At 66.3% G+C, this 15,982-nt stretch carries 16 protein-coding genes; 7 read left to right on the top strand and 9 right to left on the bottom strand.

What is annotated here, in order from left to right:
• Positions 1-21 precede the first annotated feature (21 nt).
• Both JOF55_RS16705 and JOF55_RS16700 read right to left on the bottom strand, forming a co-directional pair.
• Positions 22-1,368: a class I SAM-dependent RNA methyltransferase gene (locus tag JOF55_RS16705; RefSeq protein WP_310275294.1), complete on the bottom strand. Its 1,347-nt coding sequence runs from the start codon at positions 1,366-1,368 to the stop codon at positions 22-24.
• Positions 1,365-3,371, bottom strand: coding sequence for an APC family permease (locus JOF55_RS16700; RefSeq protein ID WP_310275292.1), 2,007 nt, complete (start codon positions 3,369-3,371; stop codon positions 1,365-1,367). Before JOF55_RS16700 ends, JOF55_RS16705 begins: the two co-directional genes overlap by 4 nt.
• A 312-nt stretch (positions 3,372-3,683) precedes the next feature.
• Here JOF55_RS16700 and JOF55_RS16695 point away from each other — a divergent pair, with 312 nt between their 5' ends.
• Together JOF55_RS16695 and JOF55_RS16690 are read left to right on the top strand one after the other, a co-directional pair.
• On the top strand, positions 3,684-4,349 hold the full coding sequence (locus tag JOF55_RS16695) for a potassium channel family protein (protein WP_374727295.1): 666 nt from the start codon (positions 3,684-3,686) through the stop codon (positions 4,347-4,349).
• Positions 4,350-5,021, top strand: coding sequence for a potassium channel family protein (locus tag JOF55_RS16690; RefSeq protein ID WP_310275290.1), 672 nt, complete (start codon positions 4,350-4,352; stop codon positions 5,019-5,021).
• Positions 5,022-5,088: 67 nt separating this feature from the next.
• Here JOF55_RS16690 and JOF55_RS16685 read toward each other — a convergent pair whose 3' ends face one another.
• The 4 genes from JOF55_RS16685 to dut all read right to left on the bottom strand — a co-directional run bounded on the left by JOF55_RS16685 (position 5,089) and on the right by dut (position 7,610).
• Entirely contained in the window at positions 5,089-5,892 is an 804-nt protein-coding gene (locus JOF55_RS16685) for a DUF3159 domain-containing protein (RefSeq protein WP_310275289.1), read from the bottom strand.
• On the bottom strand, positions 5,889-6,266 hold the full coding sequence (locus JOF55_RS16680; protein WP_310275288.1) for an OB-fold nucleic acid binding domain-containing protein: 378 nt from the start codon (positions 6,264-6,266) through the stop codon (positions 5,889-5,891). The genes JOF55_RS16685 and JOF55_RS16680 overlap by 4 nt, the downstream gene beginning before the upstream one ends.
• A gap of 209 nt (positions 6,267-6,475) precedes the next feature.
• Positions 6,476-7,111, bottom strand: coding sequence for a DUF3710 domain-containing protein (locus JOF55_RS16675; RefSeq protein WP_310275287.1), 636 nt, complete (start codon positions 7,109-7,111; stop codon positions 6,476-6,478).
• A gap of 4 nt (positions 7,112-7,115) precedes the next feature.
• Positions 7,116-7,610 carry a dUTP diphosphatase gene (gene dut / locus JOF55_RS16670; RefSeq protein ID WP_310275286.1) on the bottom strand — a complete coding sequence of 165 codons (495 nt, stop codon included), beginning with the start codon at positions 7,608-7,610 and terminating at the stop codon, positions 7,116-7,118.
• 24 nt (positions 7,611-7,634) lie between these two features.
• Between dut and JOF55_RS16665 the strand changes: the two genes are divergently transcribed.
• Positions 7,635-8,141: a DUF3093 domain-containing protein gene (locus JOF55_RS16665; RefSeq protein ID WP_310275284.1), complete on the top strand. Its 507-nt coding sequence runs from the start codon at positions 7,635-7,637 to the stop codon at positions 8,139-8,141.
• A 151-nt stretch (positions 8,142-8,292) separates the two neighbouring features.
• On the opposite strand, the gene JOF55_RS16660 is transcribed toward JOF55_RS16665, so the two are convergent.
• Positions 8,293-8,595 carry a DUF4193 domain-containing protein gene (locus JOF55_RS16660; RefSeq protein WP_310275282.1) on the bottom strand — a complete coding sequence of 101 codons (303 nt, stop codon included), beginning with the start codon at positions 8,593-8,595 and terminating at the stop codon, positions 8,293-8,295.
• A gap of 536 nt (positions 8,596-9,131) precedes the next feature.
• Here JOF55_RS16660 and cei point away from each other — a divergent pair.
• Positions 9,132-9,863, top strand: coding sequence for an envelope integrity protein Cei (gene cei, locus JOF55_RS16655; protein ID WP_310275280.1), 732 nt, complete (start codon positions 9,132-9,134; stop codon positions 9,861-9,863).
• 69 nt (positions 9,864-9,932) lie between these two features.
• On the opposite strand, the gene JOF55_RS16650 is transcribed toward cei, so the two are convergent.
• Positions 9,933-10,763 carry an inositol monophosphatase family protein gene (locus tag JOF55_RS16650; RefSeq protein WP_374727530.1) on the bottom strand — a complete coding sequence of 277 codons (831 nt, stop codon included), beginning with the start codon at positions 10,761-10,763 and terminating at the stop codon, positions 9,933-9,935.
• 63 nt (positions 10,764-10,826) lie between these two features.
• Here JOF55_RS16650 and ppgK point away from each other — a divergent pair, with 63 nt between their 5' ends.
• From ppgK to JOF55_RS16635, 3 genes are all read left to right on the top strand, one after another.
• On the top strand, positions 10,827-11,588 hold the full coding sequence (ppgK, locus tag JOF55_RS16645) for a polyphosphate--glucose phosphotransferase (RefSeq protein ID WP_310275278.1): 762 nt from the start codon (positions 10,827-10,829) through the stop codon (positions 11,586-11,588).
• A 187-nt stretch (positions 11,589-11,775) separates the two neighbouring features.
• On the top strand, positions 11,776-13,194 hold the full coding sequence (locus tag JOF55_RS16640; RefSeq protein ID WP_374727529.1) for an RNA polymerase sigma factor: 1,419 nt from the start codon (positions 11,776-11,778) through the stop codon (positions 13,192-13,194).
• 628 nt (positions 13,195-13,822) lie between these two features.
• On the top strand, positions 13,823-14,017 hold the full coding sequence (locus JOF55_RS16635) for a DUF7455 domain-containing protein (RefSeq protein WP_310275275.1): 195 nt from the start codon (positions 13,823-13,825) through the stop codon (positions 14,015-14,017).
• 137 nt (positions 14,018-14,154) lie between these two features.
• On the opposite strand, the gene JOF55_RS16630 is transcribed toward JOF55_RS16635, so the two are convergent.
• Positions 14,155-15,909 (bottom strand): DEAD/DEAH box helicase, encoded by a 1,755-nt coding sequence (locus JOF55_RS16630; RefSeq protein WP_374727528.1) that lies wholly within the window; start codon positions 15,907-15,909, stop codon positions 14,155-14,157.
• Between the last annotated feature and the right edge of the window lie 73 nt (positions 15,910-15,982).

The following is a 15,982-nucleotide window of genomic DNA, read 5'->3' as shown; positions in this document are numbered from 1 at the left end:
GCCATGCGACTGCCCGCCAGTCTACGGAGCCGTCCCGCATGTACCCGACGAGGAACCGCCGTGCTCCGCCGCTTCCACTCCGTGGCATGAGAAGCGATCCTCGTCGATACGTTCCAACGCCGCGATGCACTCGACATGGTGGGTCATCGGGAAGGCATCGAACCCCTCGATGTCGGCGAGGCGGTAACCGCGCTCGGCGAACAACCCGAGGTCCCGTGCCAGCGCCGCCGGATCACAGGCCACGTGCACGATCCTCCTCGGCCGGTGGGCCGAGATCGCTTCGACGACCGCGCGCCCCGCACCCTTGCGGGGAGGATCGAGAACCACGACGTCGGGGCGTGCGAGATCGCTCGCCGTGATGAGCTTCTCCACCCGCCCCGCACGAAAACCGACCTGCGGCAGGTCACTCAGGTTGGCCGATGCGTCCTCGACCGCACGCCGCGAGGACTCGATCATCAGCACCGAACCCTCGGGGCCGACCTGCTCGGCCAGGACGGCCGCGAACAGGCCCACACCGCCGTAGAGGTCCCAGGCGTGTCCCCCGATCGGTACTTCGGCCATTCTCGCCACGGTGGTGGCGAACGCGTCGGCAGCGGCCGGATGAACCTGCCAGAACCCGTGTGCGGCGAGATCCCACGATCTGTCCACCGCCTCCTCGCGGGCGACCTCACCACCTCGGACACGCCTGGAGACGGGCTTCCCGCGGCCTCGCTTGTGCCGACCGGATTCGCGACCGTGTGCCGTGACATGAACCTCATCGGCCGCGTCCTTGGTGACTTCCAGCTCCGACTGCTGCGGCCACCGGTGTGCGACAACATCGTCGAGGGCACCGGTCATCGTGATCGGGCAGTCCGCAAGCGGGATGATCCGGTGGCTGCGGTGAACACGAAGACCCGGGTGACCGCTGTGATTCACGGCCAGTCGTACCCGGCTTCGCCAGCGCAGCAATCCACCGGGGAGCTCCCGGACCTCGACGGGATGCTCGATACCGGCGATGCGACGCAACTGCTCGGTGACGACAGTGGACTTCAACTCCCGCTGGGTCGGCCCATCGGCATGCTGCCAGTCACAGCCACCGCAGCGATCGGTGCCCCTGGCCATGTCGGCCAGCGGACACGGCGGAGTCACCCGGCCCGGCGCAGCCGCACGCACCTCCACCGCATCCGCCCTGCAGAAGCTCCCGCCCCTGTCCTCGGTGACCTCCACGAGTACGAGTTCGCCGGGCAGAGCATGCCGGACGAAGACCACCCGGCCCTCGTGGCGTGCCACGCAATGACCGCCGTGAGCGACCGAGCCGACCTCGACCTCCAGACGCCTGCCGGTCCAGTCCAACTTCGTCTTCTCCGTGTTCTCCGTGTTCTCCGTCATCGCCGACCGTTGCCCTTCTCGTCCTGCCCTACTCCCCAGCGCACCGACCGCCGGGGCGCGGGCGCACGGAAATTCACCCGAGTCGAGGATTCCAGCTGCCACGGCACGCTGGTCACCATCACACCGGGCTCGAACAGCAACCTGCTCTTGAGACGTAATGCGCTCTGGTTGTGCAGCAGATGCTCCCACCAGTGCCCGACGACATATTCCGGAATGAACACCGTCACAACATCGCGGGGACTCTCCCGCCGAGTGCGCTTGACATAGTCGACCACAGGGCGGGTGATCTCCCGATAAGGGGACTCGACGACCTTCAGGGGTACGGGCAGGTTCTCCGCATCCCATGCGGCCCGCAACGCCCTGGTCTCCTCGTCGTCGACGTTGACCGTGATCGCCTCCAGGGTGTCCGGGCGAGTGGCTCTGGCATAGGCCAGGGCCCGCAGGGTCGGCAGATGCACCTGGGAAACCAGCACGATCGCGTAGTTCCGAGAGGGCAGAACGGCTGGTTCCACGTGTTCCTGCAGCTCCTGAGCAACCCGGTCGTAGTGCCGCCGGATCGCGGTCATCAGCAGGTACAGGGCCGTCATCGCGGCAATGGCGATCCAGGCTCCGTGGACGAATTTCGTCAACAGCACGATCACCAGTACCGAACCGGTCATGGCCAGGCCGAAACCGTTGATGCCCTGCGAACGCCGCATTCGGCGCCGTTCGGCGGGGTCCGTCTCGGTACGCAGCTGCCGGTTCCAATGTCGCAGCATCCCGATCTGACTCACCGTGAAGGACACGAACACGCCCACGACGTAGAGCTGCACCAGTTGCGTGACCTGTGCATCGAAGGCAACGACCAGCAGGATTGCGAAGACCGCCAGGAACACGATGCCGTTCGAGAACGCAAGACGGTCCCCGCGGGTGTGGAACTGCCGCGGCAGGTAGCGGTCCTGCGCCAGTACCGAACCCAGTACCGGAAATCCGTTGAACGCGGTGTTCGCGGCCAGGATCAGGATGATCGCCGTGGCGGTGGTCACGTAGTAGACACCCGGCGGGAAGGCACCGAACACCGCCTCGGCGATCTGGGCCAGCATGGTGTCCTGCTCGTAACCGGGGGGCGCGTTGACGATCTGTTCTTCCGGGTCCTCCGCGATCCGGACCCCCGTGATCCGGGCGAGAAAGATCAGCCCCATGAGCATGATCACCGAGATGGTGCCCATCATCAGCAGCGTGCTCGCCGCATTGCGCGACTTGGGCTTGCGAAAAGCGGGGACACCGTTGCTGATCGCCTCGACCCCCGTCAGCGCCGCTGCTCCCTGGGAGAACGAACGCATCACCAGGAAAACGAAAGCCAGCCCTGCAGCCTGCCCCGGCTCTCCCTGGATGTTCAGCGACGCACTCTCGGCACGCATCGGCTCATCCAACACCAGTGCACGAAACAGGCCGAAACCGATCATCCCGAGGACCCCGACGAGGAACGCATAGGTGGGGATGGCCATGAAGCCCCCGGACTCGCGTGCGCCACGCAGGTTGATCGCGGTGAGCACGACAATGGCCAGCACCGCGAACGCGACCTTGTGCGAAGCCACGAGCGGGACCACCGCACCGATGGTGGCCGCCGCCGACGAGATCGAGACCGCGACGGTGAGCACATAATCCACGAGCAGCGCGCTGGCCACGGTCAACCCCGCCCGGCGCCCCAGATTGACGGTGGCCACCTCGTAGTCGCCGCCCCCGGACGGGTAAGCCCGCACGTTCTGCCGATAACTGGCGACCACGGTGAGCATGACCAGCGCCACCAGCGCACCGATCCAGGGGGTGAGGCTGTAGGCGGACAGCCCCGCCACCGACAGCACCAGGAAGATCTCTTCCGGTGCATAGGCGACCGACGACATGGCGTCGGAGGCGAACACCGGAAGAGCCAGCCGTTTCGGAAGCCGAGTGCGGGACAACCGGTCGCTGCGGAACGGTTGCCCTACCAGTAAGCGCTTCGCCGCGATTGCGAGCTTGGACACGGGCAAGAGCGTAAGCCCCGGCCGTGGCGAGCTCGTGGCACGGCGGCATCGATTCCGCTCACGTCACATCACCGCCCACCCACCTGGTGACGTAATCCCCTGTCACCCGATACGGTGCATCAGCCCGTGCTCCGCCACAGCACGGTTTTCGAACCGGCGCCGCCGCGAAGCGCCGGTGGCCGGACGTGACCGTTACGCAGACCGTCCCGCGCAGTGACGGTCACTTCGCGAGGCGGGCGGGTACCGTCACAGTGGCATCGATGGCCACAGCAGGTCATCGCCGGCAACCAACCTGCGACGAGGAGACGGGTCGTGCATGTGGTGATCATGGGCTGCGGCCGGGTCGGGGCGTCCCTGGCGGCGGCCCTGCAACGACTCGATCACACCGTTGCCGTTGTGGACAGGGACGCCCAGGCTTTTCGCCGCCTGAACAGAGATTTCGGCGGATACCGGATCACCGGCAACGGCATCGACCGGGATGTCCTGGTCGAAGCGGGAATCGAGAAGGCCGCGGCATTCGCGGCCGTGTCGAACGGGGACAACTCCAATATCGTCTCCGCACGGGTCGCCCGCGAAACGTTCGGCGTGGACCACGTCGTGGCCAGGATCTACGACCCGAAGCGTGCCGAGGTCTATCAACGGCTGGGGATTCCCACCGTGGCCACCGTTCCGTGGACCACGGATCGCTTCCTGCGCATGCTCCTGCCCGAGGGAGTGGCAACGGAATGGCGTGAACCCTCGGGCACGGTGGCGGTACTACAGCTGCCGCTGCACGACAACTGGATCGGTCACCGCGTCTCCGAACTGGAGAGAGCGACGGGATCCCGTGTGGCGTTCATCATGCGTTTCGGTACGGGCGTCCTGCCCGAGCCGGGCACGATCGTGCAAGCCGATGACACGGTCTACGTCGCGGCGTTGTCCGGCACGGTCACCGACGTCACCGCGACAGCCCAGCGAGCACCCGAGGAGAACGAATAAATGCGCGTCGCGATCGCGGGGGCCGGCGCGGTCGGTCAATCCATCGCACGGGAACTGCTCGACGGTGGCCACGAGGTCATGCTGATCGAGCGAAGCAGTCACAATCACCAGCCTGCGAGCATTCCGCGCGCGGAGTGGGTCCACGCCGACGCCTGCGAACTGGCCTCCCTCGAAGAGGCAGGCGTCGAGCGCTGCGATGTGGTCATCGCTGCCACCGGCGACGACAAGGTCAACCTCGTGGTTTCCCTGCTGACCAAGACCGAATTCGCCGTGCAGCGTGTGGCAGCCCGTGTCAACGAACCCCGCAACGAGTGGCTGTTCACCGAAGCCTGGGGCGTGGACGTCGCGGTCTCCACTCCACGCATGCTCGCCGCGATGGTCGAGGAAGCGGTGAACGTGGGAGAACTGGTTCGGCTGATGACCCTGCGCCAGGGACAGGCGAATCTCGTGGAGATGACCTTGCCGGAGGACACACCGCTGGCCGGGCGGCGGGTTCGTGACCTCACATTGCCCACGGATGCGGCGCTGGTCACGATTCTGCGTGGCGGCCGGGTGATCGTTCCCCAACCCGACGATCCGCTCGAAGCCGGTGACGAGATGCTGTTCGTGGCCACCGAGAACGTCGAAGAGCAGATCCTCGCCACGGTCCACAACCGACCGGAGCGTTCCTGACCACCGCTCCGGTCGGGCAGGAGCAGCCGGGGCGGCCTGCGAGCAGCAGCACCGTCGCCGGTGCCTCTTATCCGGTCGAGGGGCGTGGCCGTGCCGTGGGAGCTTCACCCCGAGGTGTGGAATCCGCGGGCTTCTCCTCGTCGGCAACCCTGGCGGCCCGTCGAATCGCCCACACGGTCACGATCAGTGCCAAACCGGTGAGCGGATAGCCCATCGCGATGCGAGCGAAGGCAAGCCAGGCGGTCTCGTCGGCGACATAGAGCCACTGCTGGACGATGAACTTGGCGGCGAACACCACCGTCCAGGCCAGCGTCGCCAGATCGTAACCGAGCAGGGCCTTGCGCTGGTGGCGCCAGGAGAATCCCAGCCCGTTCAGCGCGGACCAGGCAACGCCGATCAGCGGCCAGCGCACGAGCAGCGAGAGCAGAAATGCCCCTCCGTAGACGAGGCTGGTCCAGATACCCAGCAGGAAGAAACCCTTGGCATCACCGGTTCGATAGGCGATGAACGAGCACACGGCAACCCCGATCACACCGGAGATCGCAGGCTGCAACGGTTCCTTGCGTACGATTCGTGCGACCGAGATCGCCAGCGCGACCCCGATCGCGGTCCAGATCGCAGGCACCATGCTCGTCAAGGAATTCATCACCACGAACACGATGATCGGCACGGCGGAGTAGGCGAGACCACTGACACCGCCCATCTGCTCGAGCAGGGTCTGCTGCGCATCCTTCGCCTCGGAGTCCCCGCTCCGCGCACCGCTGCCCGGGGAACCGCCCAGGGCGGATGCGTATCCGGCGGACCGCTCCCCGGCATCGTCGTCCACGTGCGATGATCGATCGTCGGGTTCGAATGGCCTGGTTTCGCTCATGCGGTGTTCTGCAACTCGTAGTAGGGGTTGTAGAGAACCTTGTGGCCGTCCCGGACGGCGATCCGGCCCCGTGCCTTGATTGTCCGCCCCGGCTCGATTCCGCTGATCCGGCGACGGCCCAGCCATACCAGCGTGACCCCGTCGGTGCCGTCGAACAACTCGGCTTCCAAAGTGGGAGCCGACGCCTTCGGCGCCAGTCCCACACTCCGCAGCCTGCCCAGCACCACGGCCTGCTGGCCGCACTGGCAATCACATGCACGTTGCGCGCCCACCGCCTGCGACCTCTCCGAGAGATCATCGGCGTCGAGTTCAGCAACGTCGCTGGTGAGGCGACGTACGAGGCGGCGAAGGTAACCACCTCTGGTGTTGCTCATCTAGCGCTCCTGTGCGCCTCGGGGCCCGGCTTCGCAGCCCGTCCGGGATCCAGCGTAGCCCGCCGGGACAGTCACGGTCGCCATCCCGACGGGAATTCGACCTCGATACCCACGATCGGACTCATTTACTCGGCGGAATGCACCAGGCTGCACCTTCGCGGTGGAACCTTCGCGGCGGGCTTCCGCAGGCGCGACGGCGGCCGATCCCGCTACTCGTCCTGTTCCTGCGCCTGCTCGATGTGCCTGGCTATCTCCTCGGGAAGTTCGATCGGCAGCGGGGTGCGCACCGGCATCGGTTCCGCACCTCGTACCACCACCGTCTCGTCGATCAGTGCGTACAGCAGCTTCCCACAAGCATCGATGTTCTCCGCGGAAGCAGCGGCCACTCCGCGCAGCAGCCAGCGCGGACCGTCCACACCCACGAACCGCAGTACGGCCTGGGAGGTGTCGGCCATCAATTCCGGTCCCCATTCACCGTCCTCGACGCGCACCTTCGCCCCGTCGGAGCGCAGCTGTTCGCCGAGTTCCTTGCGGACCTCCTGCCAGAGTTCGCTCGTCTTGGGCGCGGCAAAAGCACTGACGGTGAGACGTCCCACGTGCGTCAACAAGTGCACCGCACGCACCGGTCCGGCCGGATCGACCTCCACCTGCAGCTGACTGCCCTCGGGTACCGGTAGACGCACCGAGCCCAGGTCGAGACGTTCGACCTCGTCGGACGGCGCATCGGCAACATCGTAGGGGCCACCGATCTCCACGTCGGCCGCGACATGCCCGTCGTCCTCGACAAGCGCATCCTCTTCATCGGCTTGCGTACGCCGCTCGCGGCGGCGACCCCAACCGAACATGTCCTCAGACCTCCGTCCTGCGCTCGGCTCCGGAGTCCACCGGCGCCCTCAACGCTTCGTGTCCGCCGGTGGATCCGTAACCACCGGCGCCTCGCCGAGACTCTGGCAGCTCATCGACCTCGTCGAAAATCGCATGCTCCACCCGCTGTACCACCAACTGCGCGATGCGATCACCCCGACGCAGCGACACGTCCGCGTGATGATCATGGTTGATCAGACACACTTTGACCTCACCGCGGTATCCGGCGTCCACGGTGCCGGGAGCATTGACCACACCGAGCCCCATCCTGGCCGCCAGTCCGGAACGTGGATGCACGAAACCGGCATACCCCTCCGGAAGAGCGAGGGCGATACCGGTCCCCACCAGGGCGCGCCTGCCCGGTGCCAACACCACATCGGTCGTGGTCACCAGATCGGCACCGGCATCACCGAGTTCGGCATACGTGGGCACGGGGACATCGGGGTCAACACGAGTCAGCAGGACCTTTACGCTCGACACGGACGGCGAGACTACCCTGAAGACGTGTCGGAGAGTTCAGAAGCAGTCGCTTCCGAGGGCCTGGCGGGCGAGTCGAGCAGCACCGAGGAGGCTTCCACGTTCCGCGAACGTCTGTACGCCTCGTGGTGGATATGGCCGCTGCCGATCGCCGCGGCCGTCCTGCTGGCTGCCGAGGTGCACCTGGGTTACCCCGGGTTCCGGGCCTGGTTGCCCTATGCCGTCCTGATCCCGGCGGCCGTGGCCGTGCTGCTGTGGTTGAGTCGCACCCGAATCGAGGTCACCGGCGGCGAACTGGTGGCCGGTGACGCACGCCTGCCCCTGCGGTTCATCGCCGACGCCGAGGTCATCAACCCATCGGAGAAGCAACGGGCCCTCGGGCCCGAGCTCGATCCCGCGGCATTCATCGTGCACCGTCCGTGGGCGCGCAGTGCCGTTCGCATCTGGCTCGACGACGACAACGACCCCACGCCCTACTGGATCGTCAGCACGCGGCGTCCGAAGGAGCTCACCGAGGTCCTCACACCCCACTGAGTCGATCCACCGAGTGGGCACGGAATTTCCCACCCGCCGAGCACAGGTCTTGCCGAGCACAGCGGAAACAGCCTCCGAAACGAGAGACCGAGCACCCGCACCCCGCGTGTGCCCGGTCTCATCCGTAGGCGGCTTGATGCCGTCACCGGCGTCATGCCGCGCAGTCGCGGCAAACCAGTTGACCGTTGCGTTCCTCGGCCAGCCGGCTGCGGTGGTGCACGAGGAAGCAGCTGGAGCAGGTGAACTCGTCCGCCTGCTTCGGCAGCACCTTGACGGTCATCTCCTCGCCGGAGAGATCGGCACCCGGCAGTTCGAAGTTCTCCGCCATTTCCGATTCGTCGGCGTCGACGACGCCGGATTGCGCATCGTTGCGCTTGGCCTTGAGCTCCTCCAGCGAGTCCTCAGCGAGCTCCTCCGAGTCGCTGCGGCGCGGAGCATCGTAGTCGGTCGCCATCGTATTTCACCCCTGCGTTTGTGAAGATGTGCAATGGTGTGCCGCTGGTTAACGTTCCAGGGCCTGAATTTGTGCCCGCAGGCTCACGTGACGGAGGTCTCGTCCTGCTGCGCTCCAAGTTCCCCCGAAACGCCGTTCCCGAAACGAGCGGATCGCTCCCGTCCGTCACAGCGTGGAGCGCGGAGAGGGTAGCTCATTTACGGCGCCGATACGCATCGGGTCACCCGTATGTGTGGTGTTCGTTGCATCAGGCTCGAGTGGTCCCCTCACGTCGGCTCCCCACATCCGGCGCAGAGGTTGCCGACGCCACCGCCCCGTGATGCCATGCGGCGCAGGGGCGACCACGAGCACGACGGGGCCTATGGCCTCGAGAGGCCACGATCGCAATGGAGCCGTGACCACGACGGGGATCGGACAACAACTCCGACACAACCCCTCGTCGAGAAACGCGCAACACCGCCACAACGCCTAGGCTGATCACCACGACATCGTTACTCGCCGAAACACGGCGCCGATCAGGGGAGGGTCGCAGAAACGTGTCTGCCGCAAGCTCAAGGCAGGGGCAGCGGGGCCCCCGATACAAGCGACGGCGACCGCTACCGGCTCTCGTGGTGCTGGCTGTCCTCGTGGTCCTGTCGGGGGTGCTGTGGAGCAGGGTCTTCGGCACGACGGAGACCATCGAAATGGCCACCCGATGCGCTCCGCCCAGTCCGCCGACCACAGCGCCTTCCCCGGCGGCGTCGACCACGTCCGACACCCCCGAACTGGGCAAGATGCTCCCCCGGGACGCGCTCAACACGGTCGCGCCCATCCCCCCGCAGGATGTGCAGGTCCGGGTACTCAACAGCAACGGCGAAAGCAACCAGGCGACACTGATCAGCAAGGAACTGGGCAATCTCGGTTTCGGCAAGGGGGGAGAACCCGCCAACGATCCGATCTACAGCAACCTCAACATGCAGTGCCACGCCCAGATCCGGTTCGGCCAGGCCGGGGTCGGGGCCGCTCGTACGCTCAGCCTGATCGTGCCGTGCGCACAACTGGTTCGGGACCAGCGCACGGACGCCGCGGTCGACCTCGCCCTCGGGACGGAGTTCGATGGCATCAAAACGACCCAGGAAGCCAAGCAGGTGCTGCAGCGCCTGAAGGCCTGGGGCAGGCAGCACGATCCGCAGGGCGGCACCCCGCAACAGGATGGCACCCCGCAACAGGCCCGCACTCCTGACATCAGCAACGCACTGCTGTCCCGGGCCCGCGAGGTGCACTGCTGAACATCTCCGGCGCCCCCACGGGCAGGTGCGCAACTGCCCGGACCGCACCTGCCGAGCGAGTCCCGCCGATCAGGCCCCGGCGGCGCCGGAGCGCTTCAGTGCCGCCGTGAACTCCTCCGTGATTCCGGGCGCTGTACACAGGATCGCGTCGTCACCGAGGCCGTCACCGGCACCTGTGCCGGGAAGCCGGAGCCGAGCACCGGCTTCGGTCGCGATCAATGCACCGGCGGCCCAGTCCCAGCGTTGCAAACCGTGCTCGTAGTAGCCGTCCAGCCATCCTGCGGCCACGGCACACAGGTCCAGCGAAGCAGCACCCGAGCGCCGGATGTCGCGAATCTCACCGAGCAACCGGGCGACGGCTGCCGCCTGAGTGCGCCGTCGCTCGACGGAGTAGCTGAAGCCGGTCCCGATCAAGGCCATTTCCACGCGATCGGCTCCCGATATCCGCAAGGGCCTACCGTCGAGTTCCGCACCGTGTCCTCGCGCAGCACTCCAGACACGTCCGGAAGCCGGTTCCACCACGGCACCCGCCACGGATTCCCCGTCCACCTGAGCGGCGATCGAGACCCCGTACCACGGGAAGCCGTACAGGTAGTTCACGGTCCCGTCGATCGGATCGACGACCCATCGCAACCCGTCCGTAGCGGCTTCGCCGCCCTCCTCCTCGCCGAGCACCGGAACACCCGGACGCAGGGTGGCCAACCTGTCCCGGATCAGGCGTTCGGCAGCCCGGTCCCCGGTCGTGACCACGTCGGTTTCCGTGCTCTTCGTCTCCACCGGGCCCTGCGCCACCGCTTCATCTCGGATGCTGCGCACGAGATCGGCGGTCTGCTCCGCGACCTCCACGGCAACCATTCGCAGCGTCTGCGCGTCATACTCGAATCCGAATCCCACGAACACATCGCAACACAGCGCGGTTAAGGTCTGCACACCTCGTCCTGAATCGAATAGGAAGGATCAGGCATGGGCACTGCCCGCGGTCTCGGCGTGGACATCGGCGGCTCCGGCATCAAAGGATGCCCGGTGGACACCGACAGCGGAGTCCTGACCGAGGAACGCCTGCGCATCGCAACCCCCCAGCCCTCCACCCCGGATGCGGTAGCCGACTCCGTCGCGGAGATCGTCGAGAAATTCGAGTGGAATGGCCCGATCGGCATCACACTGCCCTGCGTGGTCAAGGAGGGCACGACACTGACCGCGGCGAACGTCGATCAGTGCTGGATCGATACAGACGCCCAAACGCTTCTCGCCGAGCGACTCGGCAGGCAACGCCACGAGATCATGCTGCTCAACGACGCCGACGCCGCCGGGCTCGCGGAGATGCACTGCGGTGCAGGCGCCGGGCGGAACGGCCTCGTGGTGGTGCTGACCTTCGGCACCGGCATCGGCAGCGCCATGTTCCTCGACGGCAAGCTGGTCCCGAACACCGAGTTCGGGCACATCGAGGTCGATGGGCACGACGCCGAGACACAGGCCGCCGCCTCGGTCAAGGACACACTCGGGATCTCCTACGCCGAATGGGTCCCCCGGGTCAGCCGCTACGTCCAGGCGCTGGAGAGTTTCCTCTGGCCCGATCTGATCATCGCGGGTGGTGGGGTCAGCAAGGACGCGGACAAGTGGCTGTCGCTGCTGGAGACGCGCACCCCGCTCGTGGCCGCCGGACTGAAGAACGATGCCGGTATCGTGGGAGCTGCTTCCGCCGCTGCGAGCGGCACCCAACATTGATCATAACCACCATTCGGGTGGCCGGGCAGTCGACCAACTCCGCCTTGCAGCGGAACCGTCTTCACCTCACGCAGTTACAATGGAACACGGCCCGCCGAATCCACGGTCTCCCGGAACGCTTCGGAAGGCTCGGACGGTGGGTTGTTCCCGACCTCTGGCGGCCGAGGTTTCGCGTCCCCGGCCAGCCCTGATCGACCGTCGCGAAAGGGCGTACGTGGCAGCCGCAGAAACCGCAACCCGACGCTCCAGCTCCGCTGCATCCGCCGGCGGTGCAGAGCCCGCCCAAGCGTCCGCTGCTCCGGAACCGGAGATGGCGGCGCAGTCCGAGATCAACGAGCCACAGCAATCGGCGACCTCCGGCAAGGGGACGTCGAAAGGTTCGGCCGGCGCGAAGTCGACCGCACGCAAGGCCGCCGCCAAGAAGGGCACGAAGGCGTCCTCGTCGAAGACGGCCAAGCAGCAGCCGGACTCGGCCCAGGGCAATGGCGAGAGCCTGGAGATCGACGAACCGATCGAGACAGACCTGACCTCGGCGAATGTCGGTGACCTGACCGACGTCGAGGTGGAGATTCCCGAAGAGCCGACCGTCCCGGAAGATGAGGACGGCAAGGCCGATCCCGACTTCGTCTGGGACGAGGAGGAGTCGGAGGCGCTGCGACAGGCGCGCAAGGACGCCGAGCTGACCGCCTCCGCCGACTCGGTCCGGGCCTACCTCAAGCAGATCGGCAAGGTCGCACTGCTCAACGCCGAGGAGGAGGTGGCGCTCGCCAAGCGCATCGAGGCAGGGCTCTACGCCTCGGAGCGGCTGCGCCAGTCCGAGGAGGCCCAGGAGAGCCTCGCCCTGCAGATGCGGCGGGATCTGCGCTGGATCGTGCGGGACGGTGAACGTGCCAAGAGTCATCTCCTGGAAGCGAACCTGCGTCTGGTGGTCAGCCTCGCCAAGCGCTACACCGGCCGTGGCATGGCGTTCCTGGATCTGATTCAGGAGGGCAACCTCGGCCTGATCCGCGCGGTCGAGAAGTTCGACTACACCAAGGGCTACAAGTTCTCCACCTACGCCACCTGGTGGATCCGCCAGGCCATCACACGCGCCATGGCCGACCAGGCGAGGACCATCCGGATCCCCGTCCACATGGTCGAAGTGATCAACAAACTGGGTCGGATCCAGCGTGAGTTGCTGCAGGACCTGGGCCGCGAGCCCAGCCCCGAGGAACTCGCCAAGGAGATGGACATCACCCCGGAGAAAGTGCTGGAGATCCAGCAGTACGCCCGGGAGCCCATTTCCCTGGACCAGACCATCGGCGATGAAGGCGACAGCCAGCTCGGCGACTTCATCGAGGATTCCGAGGCCGTGGTGGCGGTGGACGCGGTGTCGTTCACCCTGCTGCAGGACCAGCTGCAGTCCGTCCTGCAGACGCTGTCGGAGCGCGAGGCCGGTGTGGTGCGACTGCGGTTCGGGCTGACCGACGGGCAGCCACGCACCCTCGACGAGATCGGCCAGGTGTACGGCGTCACCCGCGAGCGCATCCGGCAGATCGAGTCCAAGACGATGTCGAAACTGCGTCATCCGTCGCGCTCGCAGGTCCTGCGGGACTACCTGGACTGAGCTCGGAGCTTGCCGGATTCGGCCCCCACTTTCACCGCATCGGCCTCGGTGGAGGTGGGGGCCGAATCCTGTCGCGACGGCTGTTCCTGTGCAAAAATAACGGCCGACCACGGGCCGACATCACCTGCATCGGTGCGGACTCGCCTCGTTTCATTCGGTCATCGAACCGCTACTCGGAGTCTGCGAGTCCCGAGGGTGCACACTGATGCGGACGCTCCGTTCGATGGTTTTGCCGTCCCATCATGTGGATAAATCCTCTCCACAGGGCGACGAACCCCGTTCGCTTTCAGCGGAACGGCAACCGCTCCGATCTCCTGAAATGTGTCATGAAACACTCGATTGGCTCTTGGGGCGGACTTCATTTTTCCGAGCGGCCGTCGTGACGATCTATATTTTCCCTGGTCACAAGGTCTTTTCCGCTGTTGATCACAATACGCGATCAGCATTGCTGCATTCGGGTAGTTCCGAGTGACGACCGTCGCGAACTGCGCTTGGAACACTGACGCAGCCTCAAACGTCTGTAAGAGTGGAGCTAGCGAGCACCGGCCCCGTCGCCGGCGGGTCACCGGTGGTCGCAGCAGGATCGAGGCGTCGGGGAATCCCGGCGCCGGGACGGAGGGAGATTCCGATGCCTGAGACGCTCACCCGCCCCGAGCTGACTGCCGCCGACCGCTGCGACCGCTGCGGGGCCGCTGCGAAGCTTCGCGCCGTTCTACCGTCCGGCGGGGAGCTGTTGTTCTGCGGGCACCACGCCCGTGAATTCAAGTCGGGACTCAATGAGATGGAAGCCGACTTGCAAGAGGACGAGCAGATCGAGCTCTGAGTACTCGACAGACGTGCCCGGCCGGGTTTCGCCCCGGCCGGGCACGTTTGTCTCGGCCGGGCTCGGCACCGGCGAGCTCAGGAGCACCTACGCGGACCTACCGAACAGAACCGGCCCCGCCAGGAGCAGAACCGGCCCTACCAGGAGCGCAGGGTGGCAATACGCTCCTCGATCTGTTCGATCGTGGCCATCGCCGTCGGGGGGCCACCGCAGACCCGCCGGAGTTCGTTGTGAATGGCACCGTGCGGTTTCTTCGTCCGATGGTGGTGCAACGACACGAGAGTGTTGAGTTCCTTGCGCAGGCCCTGCAAACGCTCCTGCACGCTCTGCGGACGCGATGCGGGCTTCTCGGGCTGCTCGGCGCTCTTCGCGGCTTCATGGGCCTTGTGGGCCGCCTCGCGCTTGCCGACCTCCGTAAGCTGCTGCTCCTGTCGCTGCCGCAGCAGGGCTCGGACCTGGTCGGGCTCCAGCAGCCCGGGAAGACCGAGATAGTCCTGCTCGTCCTCGGTGGTTCCGAACGCGGCAGTGCCGAACGAGGAACCGTCGTAAATGACCTGGTCGAGTTCCGCATCCGCGCCGAGCGACGTGTAGGGCTTCTCCTCCTCACCGGGTTCGTCCCGTTCCCGATTGGCCTCCGCCAGCAACTCCTCGTCCCAACCGTCCTTCTCCCGGTGCGGTTTGCCCAGCACGTGGTCGCGGTCGGCCTCCAGTTGGCTGGCCAGCTCCAACAGCACGGGCACGCTCGGCAGGAAAATGCTCGCGGTCTCCCCCGGACGTCGGGCCCGCACGAAACGTCCGATGAGCTGAGCGAAGAACAGCGGGGTCGAGGCACTCGTGGCATAGACACCCACGGCCAGCCGCGGGACGTCCACGCCTTCGCTGACCATGCGCACCGCGACCATCCAGCGGTCGTCGGAATCGGCGAACTCGGCGATCCGGCCGGAAGCCTTCGGATCGTCGGACAGGACAACCACCGGTTCGGTACCGGTGATCCGCTGCAGTGTCTTGGCATAGGCTCTGGCGCTGGCCTGATCGGAGGCGACGACCAGACCACCCGCGTCCGGAATCCCGTCCCGGCGGAGCTGCGTCAGCCGGGTGTCGGCCGCCTGCAACACCGAAGGGATCCACTCCCCTGCCGGATCGAGCGCGGTTCGCCAAGCCCGTGCGGTCTGCTCGGCGGTAAGGGGCTCTCCCAGGCGCGCGGTGAACTCGTCACCCGCATTCGTGCGCCAGCGCGCTTCACCCGAATAAGCCAGGAAGATCACCGGACGGACCACGCCGTCCCGAAGCGCCTCGGCGTAACCGTAGGAATGATCGGCCCTGCTTCGCATCGAACCGTCCGCGTCCGGTTCGTAGTTGATGAAGGGGATCGGCGCGTCATCGCTGCGGAACGGTGTACCGGTCAAGGCGAGGCGTCGCACCGCAGGTGTGAAAGCTTCCCGGATGGCATCGCCCCAGGACTTCGCATCCCCGGCATGGTGCACCTCGTCGAGGATCACGAGTGTCCTGCGCCGCTCCGTACGCACTCTGTGCAGGTTCGCGTGCGCAGCCACCTGCGCATACGTGACCACCACGCCCCGGTAATCGTTCGAGGTGGCACCGTCGGCATTGCTGAAGTTCGAGTCCAGTGGAATCCCGGTGCCCCCTGCCGCCAGGGCCCACTGGTGCTTGAGGTGTTCGGTGGGCGCAACCACGGTGACCGAGTCGACAGTACGGTCGGCCAGCAACTCCGCGGCCACCCGCAACCCGAAAGTCGTCTTGCCCGAACCCGGGGTGGCGACCGCCATGAAATCCTGCGGGTTGCTCGCCAGGTACCGAGTGAGCGCGCGCCGCTGCCAGTCGCGGAGCGGCAGTGCCGGTGCCTGTGACGGGTCGCTGAGCACGGATCGCACGGATTGTTCACGTTGCGTCCCGGACACGCTTGATCGCCGCTCCTTTCCGGACAATTTCCCACGGTAGGCTCCT

Origin of the sequence: Haloactinomyces albus (assembly GCF_031458135.1) — a bacterium.
Classification (GTDB): domain Bacteria; phylum Actinomycetota; class Actinomycetes; order Mycobacteriales; family Pseudonocardiaceae; genus Haloactinomyces; species Haloactinomyces albus.
Note: the sequence above shows the minus strand (reverse complement) of the source record. Positions and strands in the feature narration are given on the sequence as shown.

Bases quoted from the DNA above. Each gene is read 5' to 3' on its own strand.
- JOF55_RS16680 (WP_310275288.1), bottom strand. From the start codon at position 6,266: ATGAGCAACACCAGAGGTGGTTACCTTCGCCGCCTCGTACGTCGCCTC.
- JOF55_RS16675 (WP_310275287.1), bottom strand. From the start codon at position 7,111: ATGTTCGGTTGGGGTCGCCGCCGCGAGCGGCGTACGCAAGCCGATGAA.
- JOF55_RS16685 (WP_310275289.1), bottom strand. From the start codon at position 5,892: ATGAGCGAAACCAGGCCATTCGAACCCGACGATCGATCATCGCACGTG.
- JOF55_RS16635 (WP_310275275.1), top strand. From the start codon at position 13,823: ATGCCTGAGACGCTCACCCGCCCCGAGCTGACTGCCGCCGACCGCTGC.
- JOF55_RS16690 (WP_310275290.1), top strand. From the start codon at position 4,350: ATGCGCGTCGCGATCGCGGGGGCCGGCGCGGTCGGTCAATCCATCGCA.
- JOF55_RS16705 (WP_310275294.1), bottom strand. From the start codon at position 1,368: ATGACGGAGAACACGGAGAACACGGAGAAGACGAAGTTGGACTGGACC.
- ppgK (WP_310275278.1), top strand. From the start codon at position 10,827: ATGGGCACTGCCCGCGGTCTCGGCGTGGACATCGGCGGCTCCGGCATC.
- JOF55_RS16660 (WP_310275282.1), bottom strand. From the start codon at position 8,595: ATGGCGACCGACTACGATGCTCCGCGCCGCAGCGACTCGGAGGAGCTC.